This is a genomic window from Streptomyces sp. GbtcB7, from assembly GCF_019091445.1.
GTDB lineage: Bacteria > Actinomycetota > Actinomycetes > Streptomycetales > Streptomycetaceae > Streptomyces > Streptomyces mirabilis.
Genome location: NZ_JAGXJM010000003.1, coordinates 465,605 through 486,285 on the forward strand (window position 1 = coordinate 465,605; position 20,681 = coordinate 486,285).

At 71.1% G+C, this 20,681-nt stretch carries 19 protein-coding genes; 12 read left to right on the plus strand and 7 right to left on the minus strand.

Going from position 1 to position 20,681, the window contains the following annotated elements; translation table 11 throughout:
- Positions 1–62 precede the first annotated feature (62 nt).
- Positions 63–680 carry a TetR/AcrR family transcriptional regulator gene (locus KVT44_RS07435; RefSeq protein WP_217566451.1) on the minus strand — a complete coding sequence of 206 codons (618 nt, stop codon included), beginning with the start codon at positions 678–680 and terminating at the stop codon, positions 63–65.
- A complete protein-coding gene (locus tag KVT44_RS07440; RefSeq protein ID WP_217566452.1) occupies positions 677–1,324 on the minus strand; it encodes a nuclear transport factor 2 family protein in 648 nt (215 codons plus the stop codon). Before KVT44_RS07440 ends, KVT44_RS07435 begins: the two co-directional genes overlap by 4 nt.
- A 201-nt stretch (positions 1,325–1,525) precedes the next feature.
- On the opposite strand from KVT44_RS07440, the gene hmgA reads away from it, so the two are divergent.
- From hmgA to KVT44_RS07455, 3 genes are read left to right on the plus strand one after another with little or no spacing between them, the layout of a single operon-like run.
- Positions 1,526–2,866 carry a homogentisate 1,2-dioxygenase gene (gene hmgA / locus KVT44_RS07445; RefSeq protein WP_217566453.1) on the plus strand — a complete coding sequence of 447 codons (1,341 nt, stop codon included), beginning with the start codon at positions 1,526–1,528 and terminating at the stop codon, positions 2,864–2,866.
- Positions 2,867–2,894: 28 nt separating this feature from the next.
- Positions 2,895–3,644: a GntR family transcriptional regulator gene (locus KVT44_RS07450; protein ID WP_217566454.1), complete on the plus strand. Its 750-nt coding sequence runs from the start codon at positions 2,895–2,897 to the stop codon at positions 3,642–3,644.
- Positions 3,645–3,685: 41 nt separating this feature from the next.
- On the plus strand, positions 3,686–4,876 hold the full coding sequence (locus KVT44_RS07455; RefSeq protein WP_217566514.1) for a type ISP restriction/modification enzyme: 1,191 nt from the start codon (positions 3,686–3,688) through the stop codon (positions 4,874–4,876).
- Between the two features lie 27 nt (positions 4,877–4,903).
- Here the strand turns inward: KVT44_RS07455 and KVT44_RS07460 are convergent, their stop codons facing one another.
- Positions 4,904–5,617, minus strand: coding sequence for a TetR/AcrR family transcriptional regulator (locus KVT44_RS07460; protein WP_217566455.1), 714 nt, complete (start codon positions 5,615–5,617; stop codon positions 4,904–4,906).
- Between the two features lie 64 nt (positions 5,618–5,681).
- Between KVT44_RS07460 and KVT44_RS07465 the strand changes: the two genes are divergently transcribed.
- Together KVT44_RS07465 and KVT44_RS07470 are read left to right on the plus strand one after the other, a co-directional pair.
- Positions 5,682–6,650, plus strand: coding sequence for an ATP-binding cassette domain-containing protein (locus KVT44_RS07465; RefSeq protein ID WP_217566456.1), 969 nt, complete (start codon positions 5,682–5,684; stop codon positions 6,648–6,650).
- Between the two features lie 26 nt (positions 6,651–6,676).
- Positions 6,677–7,429: an ABC transporter permease gene (locus KVT44_RS07470; protein ID WP_217566515.1), complete on the plus strand. Its 753-nt coding sequence runs from the start codon at positions 6,677–6,679 to the stop codon at positions 7,427–7,429.
- A gap of 248 nt (positions 7,430–7,677) precedes the next feature.
- Here the strand turns inward: KVT44_RS07470 and KVT44_RS07475 are convergent, their stop codons facing one another.
- The 3 genes from KVT44_RS07475 to KVT44_RS07485 all read right to left on the minus strand — a co-directional run bounded on the left by KVT44_RS07475 (position 7,678) and on the right by KVT44_RS07485 (position 9,713).
- Positions 7,678–7,947: a hypothetical protein gene (locus tag KVT44_RS07475; protein WP_054231078.1), complete on the minus strand. Its 270-nt coding sequence runs from the start codon at positions 7,945–7,947 to the stop codon at positions 7,678–7,680.
- A 115-nt stretch (positions 7,948–8,062) separates the two neighbouring features.
- Positions 8,063–8,887: an anti-sigma factor gene (locus KVT44_RS07480; RefSeq protein ID WP_217566457.1), complete on the minus strand. Its 825-nt coding sequence runs from the start codon at positions 8,885–8,887 to the stop codon at positions 8,063–8,065.
- A 283-nt stretch (positions 8,888–9,170) separates the two neighbouring features.
- Complete coding sequence (locus tag KVT44_RS07485) at positions 9,171–9,713, minus strand: sigma-70 family RNA polymerase sigma factor (protein WP_075027766.1); 543 nt, start codon at positions 9,711–9,713, stop codon at positions 9,171–9,173.
- A gap of 274 nt (positions 9,714–9,987) precedes the next feature.
- Here KVT44_RS07485 and KVT44_RS07490 point away from each other — a divergent pair, with 274 nt between their 5' ends.
- The 4 genes from KVT44_RS07490 (at position 9,988) to KVT44_RS07505 (ending at position 16,758) form a co-directional block, all read left to right on the plus strand.
- The gene (locus KVT44_RS07490) at positions 9,988–11,511 is read left to right on the plus strand and encodes a DUF4331 domain-containing protein (protein WP_217566458.1); all 1,524 of its coding nucleotides are present in this window, start codon (positions 9,988–9,990) and stop codon (positions 11,509–11,511) included.
- A 139-nt stretch (positions 11,512–11,650) separates the two neighbouring features.
- Positions 11,651–13,228: a lipopolysaccharide assembly protein LapB gene (locus KVT44_RS07495; protein WP_217566459.1), complete on the plus strand. Its 1,578-nt coding sequence runs from the start codon at positions 11,651–11,653 to the stop codon at positions 13,226–13,228.
- Entirely contained in the window at positions 13,225–15,015 is a 1,791-nt protein-coding gene (locus tag KVT44_RS07500; protein ID WP_217566460.1) for a sulfite exporter TauE/SafE family protein, read from the plus strand. The genes KVT44_RS07495 and KVT44_RS07500 overlap by 4 nt, the downstream gene beginning before the upstream one ends.
- Positions 15,016–15,099: 84 nt before the next feature.
- Positions 15,100–16,758 (plus strand): protein kinase, encoded by a 1,659-nt coding sequence (locus tag KVT44_RS07505; RefSeq protein ID WP_308313927.1) that lies wholly within the window; start codon positions 15,100–15,102, stop codon positions 16,756–16,758.
- Between the two features lie 7 nt (positions 16,759–16,765).
- Here KVT44_RS07505 and KVT44_RS07510 read toward each other — a convergent pair whose 3' ends face one another.
- Positions 16,766–17,572 carry an SGNH/GDSL hydrolase family protein gene (locus tag KVT44_RS07510; protein ID WP_075027770.1) on the minus strand — a complete coding sequence of 269 codons (807 nt, stop codon included), beginning with the start codon at positions 17,570–17,572 and terminating at the stop codon, positions 16,766–16,768.
- Between the two features lie 400 nt (positions 17,573–17,972).
- Here KVT44_RS07510 and KVT44_RS07515 point away from each other — a divergent pair, with 400 nt between their 5' ends.
- The 3 genes from KVT44_RS07515 to KVT44_RS07525 all read left to right on the plus strand — a co-directional run bounded on the left by KVT44_RS07515 (position 17,973) and on the right by KVT44_RS07525 (position 20,645).
- Positions 17,973–18,401, plus strand: coding sequence for a hypothetical protein (locus KVT44_RS07515; protein WP_217566462.1), 429 nt, complete (start codon positions 17,973–17,975; stop codon positions 18,399–18,401).
- Between the two features lie 412 nt (positions 18,402–18,813).
- Positions 18,814–19,632, plus strand: a complete 819-nt coding sequence (locus tag KVT44_RS07520) for a glycosyltransferase family 2 protein (protein WP_054231071.1) — start codon at positions 18,814–18,816, stop codon at positions 19,630–19,632.
- Positions 19,629–20,645 carry a glycosyltransferase family 2 protein gene (locus tag KVT44_RS07525; RefSeq protein WP_217566463.1) on the plus strand — a complete coding sequence of 339 codons (1,017 nt, stop codon included), beginning with the start codon at positions 19,629–19,631 and terminating at the stop codon, positions 20,643–20,645. The genes KVT44_RS07520 and KVT44_RS07525 overlap by 4 nt, the downstream gene beginning before the upstream one ends.
- Positions 20,646–20,681 lie beyond the last annotated feature (36 nt).

The window sequence follows — 20,681 nt, forward strand, 5'->3', positions numbered from 1 at the left end:
GGGGTGAGGTCGGGAAATCGCGAGCCGGCCTCCCGGCCCACACGCTGCGGCGGTGCAGCGGTTCAGTCCAGAACCCTGGCCAGATACGCGCGCAGTAGCTCCCGCGTCTCCCCGATGATCCGCTCGTCTCCCTCCGGGGCAATCCGGAAGGCCAGGTGGACCAGGCTGTCGGCGGCCTCCACAGCGACCAGGAAGGTGCGCCGGAGGTCTTCGTCGGGGGTGCGGTCGAGGTAGTCGGAGAGGAGGTCGGTGAGGCGGTCGGCGACGCGGGTGTTGGGCTGGGCGTCGCGGGTGCCGACGGGTATCTGGTTGCCGAAGTCGACGAGGGAGAAGCCGGGGGCGGTGCGCTTCATGGCGAGGTACTCGTCGAGTACGGCGTCCATGGCGGCGCGCCAGCCCTGTGCGTCTGCGGCTCGGAGGCGTTCGGTGACGCGTTCGGTGTAGCGCTCGAGGTTGCGCTGGGCGAGCGCGTCGGCCATGGCGCGCTTGTTGCCGAAGAAGCGGTAGACGGAGCCGATGGGGACGCCCGCGCGCTGGGCCACGGCCCGGGTGCTCAGGGCGTCGTAGCCGACCTCGTCGAGGAGGTCGGCACAGGCGTCGAGGATCCTGGTCAGTCGTTCGGCGCTGCGCCGCTGAACGGGCGCGCGGCGCAGCGAGGTCGCTTGGGGCACAGGCTTCATGATGCCTTTCCGCCGGGATCCGGTGAACCTCCCGTGCCCGTACGCCCCGCGACGCCGTTCCCGCTCGTCGTCGATGTCGGTGTGGACGGGGCGGTCGACGGGCTCGGCGGGGGCGGCGCGGTGGGTGTCGACGGCTGGGTCGATGCGGCGGCCCCGGAGGCGGTGATGTCCGCCGTGCTCTCGACGGGCTTGCCGTGGACGGCCCACGCCGTGCGGTCGTCGGCGTACAGGCGCGCGGTGACGTGGTGGGTGCCGCGTGGGACCAGGTCGCCGGCGAGGTGGTACTCGACGGTGCGCAGGGTGGCGAGGTTCCGGCCGTCCAGGGACAGCAGCGCGACGCCGCGGCCGGCCACGGCCTCCGCCTTGGCGGCGGCGGGCGAGAAGCGGAAGCGGTGGACGGTCAGGCGGACGTCCCAGCCGTCGTCGGAGGCCGGTTGGACCTCGATGGCGACCTCGGGTGCGCTCTTCTTGTCGACCTCACGGTAGTGCCGTCCTTCTTTGTCCGTATCGTCCAGGATTTTTCCCACGGGTGAGGGCGACACCGCGTCCCTCCGCTCGTGTGCGGCACCGGTGCCGCAGCCCGCCGATCCGCCGAGCAGGGCGCAGACCGCGAGCGCGGCGAGCACTCCACGCTTCCACGACATGCCGGGGACATTAGAACAACGCTCTGACAGGCGGATCCCCCTGGAGTCGGGTTCTTGGGCCGTACCGCCAACCCTGGGGTGTACTCCGCGCGGAGGTTCCGGCGCCGCGCGTTCGTCGGCCACGCGCCTCGGCGTACCTCTTGCGCGCGAAAAAACTGAATCCTACGGTGAAGCATAGGAATCAGGCGCGAGGGAGCGATCATGAGCGGGGACGCGAGGAAGACGGCCGAGGGGCTGACCTACCTCACCGGATTCGGCAACGAACACAGCTCGGAGGCGCTCCCCGGGGCGCTGCCGCACGGCCGCAACGCGCCCCAGCGCGCCCCTCTCGGGCTGTACGCGGAGCAGCTGAGCGGTACGGCGTTCACGGAGCCGAGGGCGCACAACCGGCGTTCGTGGCTGTACCGGATCCGTCCGTCGGCCGCGCACCCGGCGTTCACGCGCACGGACAACGGGGCGCTGCGCTCGGCGCCCTTCACGGAGACCGAGCCCGACCCGAACCGGCTGCGCTGGAACCCGCTGCCGGAGCCGGCGCGGGGTACCGACTTCCTCGCGGGCCTGTGGACGCTGGGCGGCAACGGCGACGCGACCCAGCGCACCGGCATGGCCGTGCACCTGTACCACGCCGACTCCTCGATGGACCGCGTCTTCAGTGACGCCGACGGGGAGCTTCTGATCGTGCCGGAGCGGGGCGGGCTGCTGCTGCGGACGGAGTTCGGGCTGCTGCACGTGGAGCCGGGCGGGGTGGCGCTGATTCCCCGTGGGGTCCGCTTCCGGGTGGAGCTGCTGGACGCCGCGTCCGACGGCGGGCAGGGCCCGACGGCCCGCGGCTATGTGTGCGAGAACTACGGGGCGTCCTTCCAGCTTCCCGACCTCGGCCCGATCGGCGCCAACGGACTCGCCAACGCGCGGGACTTCCTCGCTCCCGTCGCCGCGTACGAGGATGTCGAGGGCCCGGTGGAGGTGGTCAACAAGTTCTGCGGCAACCTCTGGACGGCGACGTACGACCACTCGCCGCTGGATGTCGTCGCCTGGCACGGCAACCATGTGCCGTACGTCTACGACCTGCGCCGCTTCAATGTGATCGGCACGATCAGCTACGACCACCCGGATCCGTCGATCTTCACGGTGCTGACCTCGCCGAGCGACACCCCGGGCCTCGCCGGGGTCGACTTCGTGGTGTTCGCGCCGCGCTGGCTGGTGGGCGAGGACACCTTCCGGCCGCCGTACTTCCACCGGAACGTGATGAGCGAGTACATGGGGCTCATCGAGGGGGCGTACGACGCGAAGGCGGAGGGCTTTGTTCCGGGGGGCGGTTCGCTGCACAACATGATGTCGGCGCACGGGCCGGACCGGGAGACCTTCGACCGGGCCAGCGCCGCCGAGCTGCGGCCGCAGAAGATCGACGACGGGCTGGCGTTCATGTTCGAGACCCGGTGGCCGGTGACCGCCACGGCGCAGGCGGCGCACGCGGAGCATCTGCAGCGCGGGTACGACGACGTGTGGCAGGGCCTCCAGCGGCACTTCAGCCCGTTGCACTGAGCGTCGGCGACCGGTACGGATATCCCTCGTGACCTCCTTCGCCCCGGACTCGATCGTCCTGAACCGCAAACTCCCGCTCTGGTACCAGGTGTCGCAGTCCCTGCGTGCCTCGATACTCGGGCGCTCGCCCCAGGATCCGCTGCGCCTGCCGACCGAGGAGCGGTTGGCGGGCCACTACGGGGTGAGTGTGCTCACCATGCGGCAGGCGCTCAAGGAGCTGGAGGACGAGGGACTGATCACCCGCCACCGGCGACGGGGCACGTTCATCGAGCCGAGCGCGCAGCGGGGCGCTCCGGTGCGGTTGCTGGGCTCGGTGGACACGATCGTCGCGCAGCAGTCGGGCATGACGACCGAGCTGCTGGACCACGGGAGCGTGCCGGTGCCGGCCGAACTCGCCGAGTACTTCCCGGATCTGGCCGAGGTGGGGACGTACCACCGGCTGCGTGGCGACGAGAAGACCGGTGAGCCGACGAACCACGCCCGCAACTACGTCCGTCCCGAACTGGCCGCGCGGATCGACCCGCAGGACCTGGTGCGCTGGCCCATGACCAAGGTGCTGCGGGACGTGGTGGGCGTGCGCATCAGCCGGATCACCGACACGGTGGAGGCGCGGCTCGCGGATCCGGAGACGGCCCGGCTGCTCCAGGTGCCGCTGCTCAGCCCGATCCTGCACTACACGGGCATCGTGCACGGCGAGGACGGCCGCGCCCTGGACGTGGCCCGCATCCACTACCGCGGTGACCGCTTCTCCTTCACGGTCACCCTCGACGCCCACTGACGATGGCGTACGAGACCGGCGCGCGGCGCCCGCGTCGTACGATGCCGGGCGTGACGCACGACGACGCTCCGCTGCTCGCGGACCTCATGCCGTGGTCCGTCGCACCGCCGAGGCTGGGCCGGGGGTGGCCGACGGCGCCCGACGCGGCGTCCCTGAAGGCGCGCTGGGACACGCTGATGAAGGCCGAGGGGCCAGGCCGCGAGGCGTTGTTCGGCCCGACGCGCTCGCGCACCACGCACTCGGCCGTCGGACAGCTGCCGGGGCAGTCGAGCGGGACGGCCCGGCTGGAGCGCGAGTCGGGCCCCTGCCCGGAGCCGGTCCGCGTCCTGCACGGCCCCTTCGACGAGCAGTGGCTGATCCCGGACCACCGGCTGATCGACGCGGCGCGCCCCGAGTTGTGGCGGGTGGCCGACGAGCGGCAGGTGTTCGTGGTGGAGCAGACGGTGGTGCCGGACGCGTCGGGGCCGGTGCTGCTGGTCGCGTCCGTGCTGCCGCTGAGCGCCGGTCGCGGCGGCCGTGTCCGCCCGCTGCACCGGCGCCCCGGGGGCCGCGAACCGAATCTGGCGCCCGGCCTGTTGGAGCACCTCGGCACCCGCCTCGGCCACTCCCCCGACCCCGTCGACGTCCTCGCCTGGACGGTCGCGGTCGCGCGGTCGGGCCGTGACGGGTGGGCCGTCCCGCTCACCGCGGACCCGCAGGCGTGGGCGCACGGCGTCGGGTTGGGGCGCCGGATGCTGTGGCTGATGCGCCGCGACGGCGAGCGCCCCAAGCTCCCCGGGGGCCGCCGCCCCTATGTCCGCGCCCCGCTCCCGTCGCGCCCCGTCGACGTGCGCTACGACCGCGACGAGGAGGCCCTCCTCCTCGACGAGGGCCGTATCTCGCCCGTGCCGCCGGAGGCCTGGGACTTCGAGGTGGGCGGAGTGCGTGTCCTGGAGCAGTGGTTCGCGGCCAGGGCCGAGCCGGCGGCACCACCCGAGCCGGGCACTCTGGAGGCGATCCGGACGGTCGGCTGGCCGCAGGCCTGGACGTCCGAGCTGCTGGAACTCGTCACGGTGCTGACACTGCTCGCGGAACTCCGCCCCCAGTCGGCCGAGTTGACGATCGGTTCGCCGATCACGCGGACCGAGCTGCGGGAGGCGGGCGTCCTGCCGGTTCCGGAGGCGGCGCATCGGCCCGCGTCCGTCCTCGACCATCACGAAGAGGGCCCAGAAGGGCAGTTCGCGCTCATCTGACCCCATAGGTCCGACAGCCCCGTAGATCTAACCCCTCGGTTCGAACGCGTCCAGCACCCGCCCCAGCGCCCGCTCGAACACCGCCTCCAGGTCGATCGGGCCCGCGTCCTGCGTGAAGGCGGCCGCCATCCGCGGATACGCGCCGGTCGCGATCCGGTTGCCGAGGTAGGCGATCCGCATCGCCTGCTCCTGCTCCGCGGACCAGGGCAGCGAGCGGGTGCGCTCGGCGGTGGCCAGTTCGTTGCCGACGTACGTCGTCACCACGCCGTTGAGCATCGCGATCAGCTCCATCTTCGTGCCGTACGACGCGTCCAGCGGGTCGAGGCAGACGAGACAGTGCTCCAGGTAGCGCAGGGCGTTGGGGCTGAAGCCGTAGACCGGGGACATCAGGCGCGGCAGCCACGGGTGGCGGTGCATGAGGGCACGGGTCTGATGGGCGACGCGGAGCATGTCGGCGCGCCAGTCGCCCGTCGCCTCCCAGGAGTCGTGCTCACCGCTGATGGCGTCAACCATCAGCTCGTACAGGTCCTCCTTGCGCGGGACGTAGTTGTACAGCGACATCGTGCCGCAGCCCAGTTCGGTGGCCACATGCCGCATCGAGACCGCGTCGAGCCCGTCCGCGTCCGCGATCCGCACCGCGGCGGCCGCGATGTCCGCCCGGCTGTGGGCCGCCCGCGGACCACGGCCCGCGCGCTCGGGGCGGGCCCAGATCACTTCGGGTACGGCACTGCGCCCTGTCATGTCGTCGATCACCTCGCCACCATCCTAGTTACGTACAGCGTACGCAGTGCGCTATGGTCACCCCATGACAACTACGTACGCCGTACTTAGTGAAGGTCTGGAGAAGAGCTTCGGGACCAAGGGGGAGGTCGTCCACGCGGTGCGCGGGCTCGATCTCGCGGTGGCCGAGGGCACCGTCTGCGGGGTGCTCGGACCGAACGGCGCGGGCAAGACCACGGCGGTGCGCCTGCTCACCACCCTGCTGCGGCCCGACGCGGGGTCCGCGCGGGTCGCCGGGCACGACCTCGTACGGGAGGCGGCCGCGGTGCGCGGCGCCATCGGGGTCACCGGGCAGTACGCCTCCGTCGACGGCGACCTCACCGGCCGGGAGAACCTGCGGCTGTTCGCGCGGCTGCACCGGATGCGGAACGCTCCCACGCGCGCCGGTGAACTCCTCGAACGCTTCGGGCTCGCCGAGGCCGCCGACCGGCCCGCGTCCACCTACTCGGGCGGTATGCGGCGCCGCCTCGACCTCGCGGCGAGCCTGATCCGCCGCCCCGAGGTGCTCTTCCTCGACGAACCCACCACCGGGCTCGACCCGGCCAGCCGCAACCAGATCTGGGAGGCCGTGCGCGCCCTGCGGGGCGAGGGCACGACCGTGGTGCTGACCACGCAGTACCTGGAGGAGGCCGACCGGCTCGCCGACGACATCGCGCTCGTGGACCACGGCCGGGTCGCGCACACCGGATCGCCCGCCGAACTCAAGGCGCTCATCGGCTCGTACGCGGAGGTCGTCGTCGCCCACGCCGACGCGATGCCCGGCGCGGCGGCCGTCCTCGACCGGCTCACCGGCTCCGAACCGGCGTTCGCCCCGGAGCGGCACGCGGTCGGGGCGGTGACCACCGATCCGACCCTGACCCTGCCCCGGCTCGTCCGTGAACTCGACGCCGCGGGGGTGCCACTGCTCGACGCGAGCCTGCGCCCGCCGACGCTCGACGACGTCTTCCTGCGCCTCACCGGAGGCCGCACCGACCGCAAGGAGCTTGTGACTTGAGCACGTTGGCGTACGACGGGACCGCGATGCTGGGGCGGCACCTGCGGCGGATCCGGCACAATCCCGGGCTGCTGATCCTCACCCAGTCCATGCCGATCACGATGCTGCTGTTCTTCGGCTACGTCTTCGGCAGCGCCCTCGCGACACCCGGACAGGAGTACCGCGCCTTCCTGCTGCCGGGACTGCTGGTGGCGACCGCCGCCAACGGGATCATGACCGGCATGTTCCAGGCCGCCCAGGACTCGCACCGGGGCGTGATGGACCGCTTCCGCACCCTGCCGATGAGCCGGGCCGCCGTACCGCTCGGACAGGCGCTCGCGGACCTCGTGGTCACCGCCGCGGGCACGGTGCCGCTGAGGCTGGTCGGGCTGGCCGTGGGCTGGCGGATCGAGGGGTCGGCGCTCCGGGCGGTGGCCGGCGTCGGACTCCTGCTGCTCTTCCGGTTCGCGACGACATGGATCGGCATCGTGCTGGGGCTCGCCTCACAGAGTGAGGAGGCGGCCGGGCAACTGGGCGGCGCGACGTTCATCCTGCCGTTGCTGTCGAACGCGTACATCCCCACCGACAACCTGCCCGGCTGGCTGCGCACGGTGGCCGAGTGGAATCCGATCAGCGCGGTGACCACCGCACTGCGGGACCTCTTCGGGAACGCACCGGTGCCGGACGAGGGGGCCTGGCCGGTGACGCATCCGGTGGCCGGGGCGCTGACCTGGTGCGCCGTCATCCTCGCGGTGTTCGTGCCCCTCGCCGTGCGCCGGTACGCGACCGGGGAGCGATGAACCCCAACGGGGGCGCGGGCATCCGGGGTTGACGACGGCCGAGGGCCGGGAGGAGGGGGAGAAGGAGACCGCCGCGCGCCGCCGGGTGGGAACGAGGCGCACGAAAAGACGAACGGGGGTGCACCCGCGCTCCGGGAACACACCGGGGCGGCGCTGCGTGCCGTGGGGACGACGGGCGGCGAGAACGCAGCGCTTACGCCGGGGCGGTGTGGTCGCCCGAGCGCGGGTTCGAGTACCGCGCGACCGTACTAGTGGCCGCCGAACAGCGAACGACGCAGCCGCTTCAGAGGGGCGAAGAGCGAGACCCGCCGTACGCGCGCGCCCCTCCCACTGCTGTCGTGCGCGGTGTCACGCGCGGTGAGCTCACGCATCAGCGAGGTCGCCTCGGCCGTCTCGCGCTGCGGGACGGCAGGGCCGCCCAGCACCGCCAGATGGCGGTCGAGGCGCGAACTGGTCGCGCTGCTCCCGCAGGTGATCGCAGGGACACGTGCCCTGCTGCGCACTGTTATCTGTTCCATGTCTCTCCCCACCCGTACGAGTCCACCCGGCCCGGGCAGGCTAACCCTATCGCTCCCTCGGGGCACTCGTGTATCGCGGCGGCAGGATTCACCTTCCCCGTAAGGGTGTTGACGGTTACTCTCCGAATCCAACCGATTTCAGGGCGAGTTGCGCAACTGGCCTGGTGGTGGGCTGTACCGAGCCCCCCTGCGGCTCGATCGTGACAGCGAGTGACGTGGCGTTGGTATTCAGTCCGTCGGCTATCAAGGGCGTGTCGCCCTCGAAGAGCCCGAGGGAGCGCGGTTGCACGTTGGGGCGCATGAGCCACAACTGGTGCACGCGCCCCCCTGACGGAGTGGCAAGTCCGCTCAAGGTCACGACGGCGCGCCGCTCCGATGCGGAGGCGACCACTCCGATTCCACGGCCCTGTGCGTCCCGGTCGCTCGTCACCCGGGCGTCGGGGGCCGCCAGAACGTGGGCGATCTCACGCGCCTGGGCCCGCTCCTGGTCCAACTTGTCCTGAGTCTGTGTCGCCTGCACGGCGAAGAGGGACGCCACGACGAGCGCCGCGGCGGCGGTGGCGGTGGAGAGCGGGGCGAGCAGCGACCGGAAGCGCGGGGTCCGGTCGCGCGCGGGCCCGTGCGCCGCGCGCCCACGGGGCACGCCGTTCGGCAACGCCTGCGACGGGTGGGCGGGATGCGACGGGTCCGGCGCCTCTTGAGGAGTCGTGCGTACGGCGGTCAGGACCCGTTCGCGCAGGGCGGCCGGGGCAGGTGCCGTGGTGGACCAGGCGAGCCGCACCGCGTCCTCGCCCAGCTCCCGCACCTCGGCCGCGCACCGGGGGCAGCCCTGCAGATGACGCTCGAAGCGGCGGCGTTCGTCGGGTTCCAGCGCGTCGAGGGCGTAGGGGGCGGCGAGCGAGTGCAGATCGCGGCGCAGCAGACGGTCGAGGACGCTCATACGACGCCTCCCTGGGGGTGCGGGGCGCGGCTGGGCAGTTCCAGGGCGCGGATACGGGGGTGTCGGGAGCCGGGGGGAAGGCGCCGCGGGTGTGGAGCACGGCCCTGGCGGGCGAACTCGGGGTCCGGCGCGGCAGGCCGGCAGATGAACTCTTGATCCGGCGCGGCAGACTGACGGGCGAACTCTTGATCCGGCACGGCAGGTTGACGGGCGAACTCTTGATCCAGCACGGCAGGTTGACGGGCCGGCACGCCGTCCCCGTGGCGCGGTGTCCGACGCGCGCTCATGCCGCACCTCCCAGGCAGTGGCGCAACCGTGTCAGTCCGTCGCGCATACGTGTCTTGACCGTGCCGAGCGGCAGGGAGAGGCGTTCGGCGACTTCGCGATAGGTGTAGCCGTCGTAGTAGGCGAGGGTGACGGACTGCCGTTGCAGGGTGGTCAGCCGCTCCAGGCAGCGGCGCACCCACTCGCGTTCGAGCCCGGCCTCCACCTCCTCGGCGACCTGGTCGAAGGCGGGATGATGGGCGCGCTGCCCCTCGCGCTGCTCGCGTTCGGTGGCCGCGCGGGCGCTGCGGACCCGGTCGACGGCCCGGCGGTGCGCGAGGGTGAGGATCCAGGACAGGGCGCTGCCCCGGCCGGGGTCGAACCGCGCGGCGGAGCGCCAGAGTTCGAGCAGCACCTCCTGGGACACCTCCTCCGACTGGGCCGCGTCCCGCACCACACGGCGTACGAGCCCGAACACGGGCCCGGACACCTGCCCGTACAGCTCCTCGAATGCCTTCTGGTCGCCTCCGGCCACGAGCACCAGAAGTTCGTCCGCCTCCACTCGTTCCCCCCTCTCCGGCCGCGCGCGGCCTGTCCCTGCACCTACATGTTCGCAGCGCGAGCGCCTCCGGATGGGTTACGGATCACGACAGTCAAAACGCGGGTCGGTTGCCAAAGAGTGATGAGGGGTCTCTGAGAGCGCCGTGAAAGAAACCGGCCCGACGATGAAACGAGTCGCGAAACCCGCCGTAAGAACGTTTGGGATTCGACCAATCCACCCCGGCGACCGCTCCGAATGGCGTGCGTCAGGCAATTGGGAACTGAGGACGGACGGCATGACACCTATCTCCAGGAGTGGCTTGGGACGCAGGAGTCTCGCGACCCTCGTCTGCGGTGCGCTGGCTGCCGGGGGGCTCGTAGCCGCCGGCGTAGCCGCGCTGGACCCCGGGGCGGCCTCCGCCTCCAGTCACCGGGAGGCCCCGCTCATCTCGGGCACTCCCCAGTACGACAACACCGACCTGTACGCCTTCGTCAGCCCGGACAAGCCGGACACGACGACGGTCATCGCGAACTTCATACCCTTCGAGGAGCCGGCCGGCGGGCCGAACTTCTACACGTTCGCCGACGACGCCCAGTACGACATCCACATCGACAACAACGGTGACGCGCAGAGCGAGCTGGTGTACCGGTACACCTTCAAGACGCACCGCAAGAACGGCGACACGTTCCTCTACAACACGGGCCCGGTCAACAGCCTCGACGACCCGGACCTGAACATCACGCAGACCTACGACATCGACCTGCTGCGGCTGCACAACCAGAAACTGGTCTCCAAGACGAAGGTCGCGGACGACATCCCGGTCGCGCCGTCGAACGTCGGCAAGGCCTCGATGCCCGACTACACGAAGCTGCGCAACCAGGCCGTGTACAAGCTCGCGGGCGACTCGACGACCTTCGCCGGCCAGGCGGACGACCCCTTCTTCGCCGATCTGCGGGTCTTCGACCTGCTGTACGGCGGCAACCTGTCCGAGGTCGGGCGGGACACGCTCAAGGGCTACAACGTCAACACGCTGGCCCTGCAGGTGCCCAACTACATGATCCAGGAGTCGTCGAAGCAGCCGATCGTCGGCATCTGGTCCACCGTCCAGCGCAAGGACGCCCGCGGCTACTACACCCAGGTCTCGCGCCTGGGCAGCCCGCTGGTCAACGAGGTCGTCAACCCGCAGAAGGACAAGGACAAGTTCAACGCGTCCTCGCCCTGGGACGACGCGCAGTTCCTGAAGAACGTGACCAACCCGGAGCTGCCCAAGCTCATCGAGGCGATCTACAAGATCAAGGCGCCCGCCGAGCCGCGCAACGACCTGGTCGACGTGTTCCTGAAGGGTGTGAAGGGCCTCAACCAGCCGCCCAAGGTGCGCCCGGCGGAGGAGCTGCGGCTCAACACCTCGATCAAGCCCAGCATGCACCCCAAGCGGCTCGGTGTGCTCGACGGCGACAACGCGGGCTTCCCGAACGGGCGTCGGCTCGCCGACGACGTGATCGATGCCTCGCTGCGGGTCGTCGAGGGTGAACTCCTCGGCCAGAAGACCGGTCTGTCGGACTCGGTCGACAAGAACGACAAGAGCTTCGAGAAGTCGTTCCCCTACGTGGCCGAGCCCACCTCGGGTTCGCGCGGACCGCTGGCGAAGGGCGCCGGAAGCAACGTCAAGAACCAGCTGGGTGACGCCCTGCAGACGGGCTCCGGCAGCACGAACGTCATGCTGATCGCGGGCTCCGCGGCGGCGGGCGTGGCCGGGGTCCTGCTGATCGGCGCCGGCGTCATGTGGTGGCGCCGCCGCATGTACAACCGGGCCTACTGACCGGCCCTGACGACCGGGCCCGTTGACCGGGCCCGGTCCACCGACTGGCGCGGCCCGCGCCCCACCACCCCCCACACCGCGGGCCGCGCCGCCCCACCCCCACGACGACCGTTCACCCCAAGGACTTTGAGGAGAGGGCATGTCCCCGCGTACGAACGAGAGCGCGCCGGAGGGCGAGCCCGACGAGGTGACGACGGCCGACCCACAGCCTCCGCACGACGCTTCCGAGCCCGAACCCGAAGCCAAGCTGCCGGTGACCGAGGATCACTTGCCCGAACCCGAAGCCGAAGCCGAGCCGCCCGTGCCCGAAGACCACGTGCCCGTGGCGGAAGACCAGCCGCCCGTGGCCGATGAACGCGTCGCCGCCGTCCGGCGGGTGTCCGCCTCGACACGTCGCTGGCGGGCGGTCCAACTCGGCCTCTGCGCCGCCTCGTTGGCCCTCGCTCTCACCGCCGGGGCCGTGATCGTCGGGGCCCTGCGGGACGGCTCGGGCACCGCGGTCGCCGCCACGACCGGCGCCGTGTCACCGGAGTTGCTGGCCGGCGGGGACCTGGACGCCAGCATCACCTCGCTGCAGGCCCATCTCCGCACCCAGCCCAAGGACTTCGACAGCTGGGCCACCCTCGGACTCGCGTACGTCGAACAGGCCCGCACCAAGGGCGACCCCTCCCGCTACCCCCAGGCGCAGCAGGCACTGGACCGCTCCCTGAAGCTGCGTCCCGACAACGAGTCGGCGCTCGCCGGCCGCGCCGCCCTCGCCGCGGCGCGGCACGACTTCACCGGCGCCCTGACGTACGCGGACAAGGTGCTGAAGGAGAACCCGTACAGCGAGCGCGCCCTCTCCTCCCGTATCGACGCGCTCGTCGAACTCGGCCGCTACGCCGACGCCTCGAAGGCCGCCGACCTGGCCGACTCGCGCCGACCGGGCGTCCCCGTCTTCACCCGGTACGCCTACGTCCACGAGCTGCGCGGCGATGTGCAGACCGCCCGCCGCGTCCTTCAGCAGGCGCTCGACACGGCGACGAGCCGGGGCGACGTCTCGTACGTGGCGGCGGCGCTCGGCCAACTCGCCTGGAACCAGGGCGACTACGACTCCGCGCTGAAGTACTACGCCCGAGCCCTGGCCGCCGACGACAGCTACCTCCCCGCCCTCGAGGGCCGCGCCCGCACCCAGGCCGCGAAGGGCGACCAGGCGGCGGCGATCAAGGGCATGGAACAGGTCGTGGAGCGCTATCCGCTCCCCCAACCGCTCGTCGAACTGGGTGAGTTGTACGAGGCGCGCGGCCGGGCAGGCGACGCGCAGAAGGCCCGCGACCAGTACGCCCTGGTGACCGCCTGGGTCTCGCTGGCCCATTCCTACGGTGTCAACGCCGACCTGGACACCGCCCTCGCCGCCGCCGACCACGGCAACCGCGGGGACGCGCTCAAGGCGGCCCGCGCCGAGTGGGCCCGCCGCCACACCGTGCACACGGCGGACGCGCTCGCCTGGGCGCTGCACGTCAACGGCCGCGACGAGGAAGCTCTGCCGTACTCCCGCCAGGCCACGGCCACCGGCTACCGCAACGCGTCCTTCCTCTACCACCGCGGCATGATCGAGCGCGCCACCGGTCACGAGAAGGAGGCCCGCGCCTCGCTGAGGTCGGCCCTCGACCTGAACGCGGGCTTCTCACCCCTGGGTGCCCGTGCGGCTCGCAAGGCTCTGGGGGAGAGCAAGTGAGGCCCCCTCGAACGCGCGGCCGACGGGCGAAGTCCCCGCGGGGGAGGTCGCGTCGGCTGTTCGCCTCCTGCGCGGCCGTCCTCACCGCCGCCTGCGCCCTCGTCCTCGTCCCCACCGGGGCCGCGAGCGCGCATCCGCTCGGCAACTTCACCGTCAACCGGTACGACGGACTCGTCGCCGCCCCCGGGCAGCTGCGCGTCGACCACGTCGAGGACCTCGCCGAGATCCCGGCCACCCAGGCCAAGCCCGACCTCGAGAAGCTCGGTATGACGGACTGGGCCCGGCAGCGCTGTGAGACGGCCGCGAACGGCAGCAAGGTCACCGTCGACGGACATCCGGCCGCGCTCTCCGTCGCCACGAGCCGGGCGAAGCTGCGCCCCGGACAGGCCGGGCTCAACACCCTGCGCGTGGAGTGCCGGTTGACGGCCGCGCTGCCCAAGCAGGGCACGGTCTCGCTCGGCTTCCACAGCGCCGGTGCCGACCGGGGACCCGGTTGGCGCGAGATCACCGCGCGCGGCGACCGGATGACGCTCACCGCCTCGGACGTACCGACCAAGTCGGTGTCGCACGAACTGACCGGTTACCCCAAGGCACTGCTCTCCTCCCCCGCCGACACCGCGACCGCGTCCCTGCGGATTCGCCCCGGCGGCCCCGCGCTCGTCGAGGAGCGGTCGCAGGCCCCCGGCGCCTCCGTACTGCCCCGGGGCGCCGACCGCTGGACCGAGGCGCTGAACAACCTGGTGGCCCGTCATCACCTCACCGTCGGCTTCGCCGCGCTGGCCCTGCTCATCTCCGTGTTCCTGGGCGCGATGCACGCGCTCGCGCCCGGTCACGGCAAGACCCTGATGGCCGCGACGGCCGCGGCGCGCGGCGGCAAGGCGGGGCTGCGGGACGTGCTGCCGCTGGCCGCCTCCGTCACGGTCACCCACACCCTGGGCGTGGTCGCCCTCGGCCTCCTGGTGACGGCCGGTTCGGCCGCGGCGCCCTCCGTGATCGCGTGGCTCGGCATCGCCAGCGGCGTCCTGGTGACCTTCGCGGGTGCCACGCTCGTACGCCGGGCCTGGCGCAACCGGCCGCGGCGACCCGGACTTGAGCACGCCCACGACCACGCCCACGGACACGCGCACGACCACGCCCATGACCACCACGCGCACAGCCACGCTGACGAGCACGAACACGAGCACGGCCACGAGCACGCGGAAGAGCGCGAACGCCCCCTGGTCCTCGCCCACGCCCACGCTTCCGCCGCGACGGCAGCGGCGGCAGCGACGGACAGCAAGCCGCACACACACGGGCACGAGCGCGGACATTCCCACGACCACGCGCACCCCCACCCTCACCCCCACCTTCACCCCCACCCTCACCCCCACTCGCACGACCCCGCCGTCTCCCCCACCCTCGAACACACCCACGGCGGCTTCACCCACACCCACGAGGTGGCCCCCACCCTCCGCGGGACGATCCTGCTCGGATTCGCCGGCGGACTCGTGCCCAGCCCCTCCGCCGTGGTCGTCCTGGTGGGCGCGGCGGCGCTGGGACAGGCGTGGTTCGGCCTACTTCTCGTCCTGGCGTACGGCGTCGGTCTCGCCCTGACGCTCACGGCGGCCGGGTTCGCCGTCGTCAAGCTGGGCGACGGGATGAACCGGGCGCTGGCGAAGCGTCCCCGGTGGGCCGGGGGACCGGCCGCGGCCCTGATCCGCAGGACCGCTCCCCTGGGTTCGGCGTTGATCGTCGTCGCCCTGGGAGCTGGATTGGTGTTCAAGGGGGCGGCATCCGCACTCGGCTGAGCTACTTTTGTGGAGAAATCACGCGAACAGACATCGCGAAGAGACATCACGCGGATGCACAGCGGATACGAATGGGGGGCACCCGTGTCCGAAGAGCCGGGCAGTGAACGTGTGATCGCGGGCCGCTACCGCCTCCTCTCCCCCTTGGGCGAGGGCGGTATGGGGACCGTGTGGCGCGCCCGTGACGAGGTGCTGCACCGCGAGGTCGCCGTCAAGGAGGTCCGTGCGCCCGCCGGGATCCCGGCGCACGACGTGGAGCGGATGTACGCCCGGCTGGAACGCGAGGCGTGGGCCGCGGCCCGGGTCGCGAACCGCAATGTGGTGACGGTGTACGACGTGGCGACGCAGGACGGCCGCCCCTGGATCGTCATGGAACTCGTCCGCGGCATCGCCCTGTCCGACCTGCTGGACTCCGAGGGCCCGCAGTCGCCGCAGCGCGCCGCCGACATCGGCGCCGAGGTGCTCTCCGCCCTGCGGGCCGCGCACGAGGCCGGGGTGCTGCACCGCGATGTGAAACCGGCCAACGTGCTGCTGTCGAACGAGGGCCGGGTGGTCCTCACGGACTTCGGTATCGCTACGGTCGAGGGCAGTTCGGCGCTGACGATGACGGGCGAGGTCATCGGTTCGCCCGAGTTCCTCGCCCCCGAGCGGGCGCTCGGTCGTACGCCCGGGCCCGAGTCCGACCTGTGGTCGCTCGGCGTCCTGTTGTACGCGACGGTCGAGGGCAACTCGCCCTTCCGTCACAACACCCCGCTGAGCACTCTGCGGGCCATCGTCGACGAGCCGCTGCCCCCGCCGCGCCGCGCGGGGCCGCTCGCGCCCGTGATCGAGGGTCTGCTGAGGAAGGACCCGGCCGAGCGGCTGAGCGCCGCGCAGGCGGAGAGCGATCTGCGGCTCGTCGCCGCGGGCGGCTTCCCGGCCGCGGGACCGCCGTCGCCGACGGCCCAGTCGCCGACGATCTCCTCGTTCTCCCAACCCGCGCAGCAGCCGCCGGGATTCGGACCTCCCATGCAGCCGTCCCGGACCTCTCCGCAGGGACCGCAGCCGGGTTACACGCCGTATCCGCCGTACACCGACACCCCCACCTCCACGGAGCCGGTACGCAACCGGCGCGCGGCCGCCGCCGTGATCGCGGGCGTGATCGTGCTCGCGCTCGCGCTGGGCGGACTGACGTACGCCTTGATGAACCGTGACAACGGCGGCGGGAGCAGCAACGACAGCAGCAGCGGGAGTGGCACCAAGAGCGGTTCCAGTGGCGGGAGTTCGCCGTCCGCGAGCAGCAGCAAGGGCAACACGGCCGCACCGGGCGACTCCACTGCCTCGGCCAGTCCGTCGAGCAGCGCTTCTGCGAGCTCGCCGCCGGCCCAGTCCGTGCAGGTGACGGTCGCGGGTGCGCACACCGACTACTCCGGTTCCTGCCCGCCGCCCCAGGCCCAGGCGCCGACCTTCACGGCGACCTTCACGGTGGGCCGTGTACCGGTGGACGTCCAGTACCGCTGGGTGCTGAAGACGGGCGAGGTGTCCGACCCGGGCTGGAAGACCCTGTCGTTCTCGTCCGACGGTGGCAGGACCAAACAGAAGTCGATCTTCTTGACGACGTACAACGCGAGCGGGATCTTCCAGAACGAGATCAGCGTGGAGGTGCGCAGCCCCGTCCGGACGACGTCCAACTCGGTGCCGTTCTCGGTGACATGCGTGACGGAGACCCCGTCGGACGAGGCCTCCGCTTCCACGTCTCCGTGAGGGGCGGTCAGGCGGCCGAGGTGAAGACCGGCAGATAGCCGCCGGAGTGGCCGGCCGCGGTGGGGTGGTACGACTCGGTGATGTTCAGCAGGTTCAGGCTGTGCAGCCAGGCGCTGCCGGAGCAGAGCTCGTGACCGGTGAAGGTGCTCCTGACGTCGCCGAAGGTGAAGCCGTGGTCGGCGGCGCGCTTGGCGATGGCGCTGTCCAGGTAGTCGGCGGCGCCGTTGATCGCGGCGCGCTTGGTGTCGGAGAGGCCGAGGCAGGTCGCGCCCAGTTTGTAGAACCTGGGGTAGCCGAGGACGACCACGTGGGCGGCGGGCGCCTTCGAGCTGATCGCGGAGTAGACGGAGTCGAGTTGGCCGGGGAGCGTGGAGTCGACGTATGCCTTGGCGGTGGCGATGCGGGACAGGCAGCCGCTGTCGGACTGGAGCACACATGTCGTCATGACGTCCGCGAAGCCAGCGTCGTTGCCGCCGATGCTGAGAGAGACGAGGCCGGTCGAGGAGCTGAGCGGGCCCAGCTGGTTCGCCAGGACGTCACCCGTACGGGCGCCCGAGCAGGCCGTGAAGTCGAACGACGAGGGTGAATGGGCGGCGGCCCAGAGATAGGGGTACGCCTTCGTGCTGCGCAAGCAGTCGCCGCTCGAGCTGATGTAGCTGCCCGCGCCGACACCGGACGAATAGGAGTCGCCGAGGGCCACGTAGCCGGTGGCCGCGACGGTTCCGGACGCCTGCGCCGTCGCGGCCCCGGTGAGGGCGACGCCGACGGCGAGGAGGAGTGAGGTCACGTATGCCGTAATTCGGGAACGTCTCATGGAACCTCCCTTTAGCAGGATCTCTGCCACAACTGTCGTAGCAGCTACGCGTGTTGACAGGAAGTGTCCATGCCAAGACTTTTCGCCCCCTGCGGCCCCTCGCACGACGCGATGACGGGGCGTCAACTCCCTTGAGCCGCACGCATGGACGGCTGCTCCACAGCCGTGCGCCGATACGGGTCGCGCCGAAGATCGTCCCGCGACGCCTCAACCCGCCCGCCCCACAACGCGGTTCCCCGGAGGCGGCCGGCGCCTCCGGGGAACACGCGGTGAACACTCGCGCCGCATGTTTGAAGTCGACCAAGAAGGCCCCATGAGCGCCTACCGCGTCTTGACGACTCCCAGCCCGCTGCGCGACATTGAAGCCCGGCATCCGGCGCTTCAGGGGGCAAAGTCGCCAATGCAGACCATAGGCATCAAGTCACCTTCATCAGACAGTGACAAGCGGTCGGGACAGGATCCGGGGAGGGACCTGGTCCCGCTGCTCGCGGGCATGGCGGTGGCCGTCGCGGGGGTCGGCGCGGTACTCGCGCTCGCCGACGTGAACTCTTCCCTGCGCGGCCCGTTCACGCTCTTCTTCCTGCTCGCCGCACCAGGAGCCGCCATCGGGGCCGCGCTGCGGGGGCTGGATCCCTTCGCCCGCACGGTGGTGTCCGTCGCGGGAGCGATCGCCGTCGACCTCCTTGTCGCCCAGGGCATGCTGGCGGTGCACCGGTGGTCGGTCCATGGCGGGATCGTGGCCGTGACGGCGATCAGCTCTCTTGTTCTCCTCCTGGTGGCGGCAAGACGACTGCGCAAGCGGATGGGGAAAATCCGTTCGAGTCGTTAGGTAACGGCCAAACCAACAAAAACGTGAGGCGTCGTTCCAGGCCTTGCCATATGGGCGTAATCGTCAATACCGTCATACATCTCACCCGCATCGGACCATCACGCACATGCGATCTAGGGGAGGGCTCAAGATCGCGAAGAGGGTCCGGCGCGGGGCGCGGTAGGGGGGTGCCGTGCTCGGTGACCACACTTGTGCCGAGTCGTGCCGCGCGACCGGTTTCCGCATCCGGAATTCCGTCCTCGGGCTTCCGTCTTCGGACTTCCGCCTTCGGAATCGGCCAGCTTTGCCAGCTCACCCGGCATGCACGGAGATCCATTTCGTCATGCCGTGAGTGAGAACCCCCCTTTCGAACCGGACTAAAAGCCGGACCGCCCAGGGGCGGGCGGTCCACCGGACGAGAGGGACCAGACTCATGAGCTCAGTCCTGCGCCCAGCCGTATCGGGCGAAGATCCGTTAATGGCCGGCAAGTACCGGCCGATCTCCTCTCACCTGGCCATCGCGCCACCGGTGAGTGTCGTGATTCCCGCCATGAATGAGGCGGAGAATCTCCCGTACGTCTTCAAGACCCTTCCCGCCTGGATACACGAAGTGGTTCTTGTCGACGGCAATTCCACCGACAACACCGTCGAGGTGGCCCGTGAACTGTGGCCCGACGTCAAGGTCGTCGAGCAGCAGGGAAAGGGCAAGGGCGACGCCCTGATCACCGGATTCGAGGCGTGCACCGGCGACATCATCGTGATGGTCGACGCGGACGGCTCGGCCGACGGCCACGAGATCGTGTCGTATGTGTCCGCGCTGGTGTCCGGGGCGGACTTCGCCAAGGGGTCGCGGTTCGCCAACGGCGGCGGCACCTCCGACATGACACCGATCCGCAAGCTGGGCAACCGAGTGCTGTGCGCGGCCGTCAACGCCAAGTTCGGCGCCCGCTACACCGACCTCTGCTACGGCTACAACGCGTTCTGGCGGCACTGCCTGGACCAGATCGAACTCGACTGCACCGGCTTCGAGGTCGAGACCCTGATGAACATCCGGGTGGTCAAGGCCGGGCTCAAGGTGCAGGAGATCCCCAGCCACGAGTACCTCCGCATCCACGGCACGAGCAATCTGCGGGCCGTGCGGGACGGGTTCCGGGTGCTCAAGGTCATCATGGGTGAGCGTTCCAACCGGCGTGCTCTGCGCCGCAGGCCGCACGCCGCCCAGCTCGACTCGGGCCAGGGAGAGGTGTCTTGAGCAGTCCCGACATCTCTGTGGTGATCTGCGTCTACACCGAGGACCGCTGGGAGGACATCCTCGCGGCGGTCTCCTCGGTGCGGGCGCAGTCGCTGCCCGCCCTGGAGACGCTCCTCGTCGTGGACCACAACGCCGCCCTGCTCGACCGGCTGAGCAGGGAGTACAAGGAGACCGACGCGGTACGGGTGCTCGCCAACGCGGGCCCGCGCGGCCTGTCCGCGGGCCGCAACACCGGGATCGCCGTCGCGCACGGCGAGATCATCGCGTTCCTCGACGACGACGCCGTGGCCGAGCGCGACTGGCTACGCCACTTCGCCTCGGGATACGCCGACCCACGGGTCATGGCCGTCGGCGGCCGTACGATGCCGATCTGGGCGTCGGGTCGCCGGCCCGCCTGGTTCCCCGAGGAGTTCGACTGGGTGGTGGGCTGCACGTACAAGGGCCTGCCGCCGGGCCGGGTCCAGGTCCGCAACGTCCTGGGCGGAAACGCTTCTTTCCGTCGTACGGCGTTCGACGCGGCGGGCGGCTTCGCGATCGGCATCGGCCGCGACGGCGACAAGCGTCCGCTGGGCTGCGAGGAGACGGAGCTGTGCATCCGCCTCACCCGCGCCCGGCCGGACGCGATCCTGCTGATCGACGACCGCGCGGTCATCCACCACCGGGTACCCGAACCACGCGAGCACTTCGCGTACTTCCGCACCCGCGCCTACGCCGAGGGCCTCTCCAAGGCCCTGGTCGCCCGGAGCGTCGGCGCCGACAAGGGCCTCGAGTCGGAGCGCCGCTACACGACCCGCGTCCTGCCCGCCGGGGTGGCCCGCGGGCTGCGCGACGCCCTGCTCGCCCGTCCGGGCGGCGCGGGCCGCGCGGGCGCCATCGTGGCCGGTGTCCTGACGGCGGCCGGCGGGTACGTACTCGGCAGCGTCCGGGCCCGCAGGGGCGGCGCCACGTTCACCGTGGCCGAGATCGAGAACGGGACCGAGAGCGGTCAGGGACGCGAGGGGGCGGCGGCATGAGCACCAAACCCACACGGAGCACGGGGCGGTGCCGGG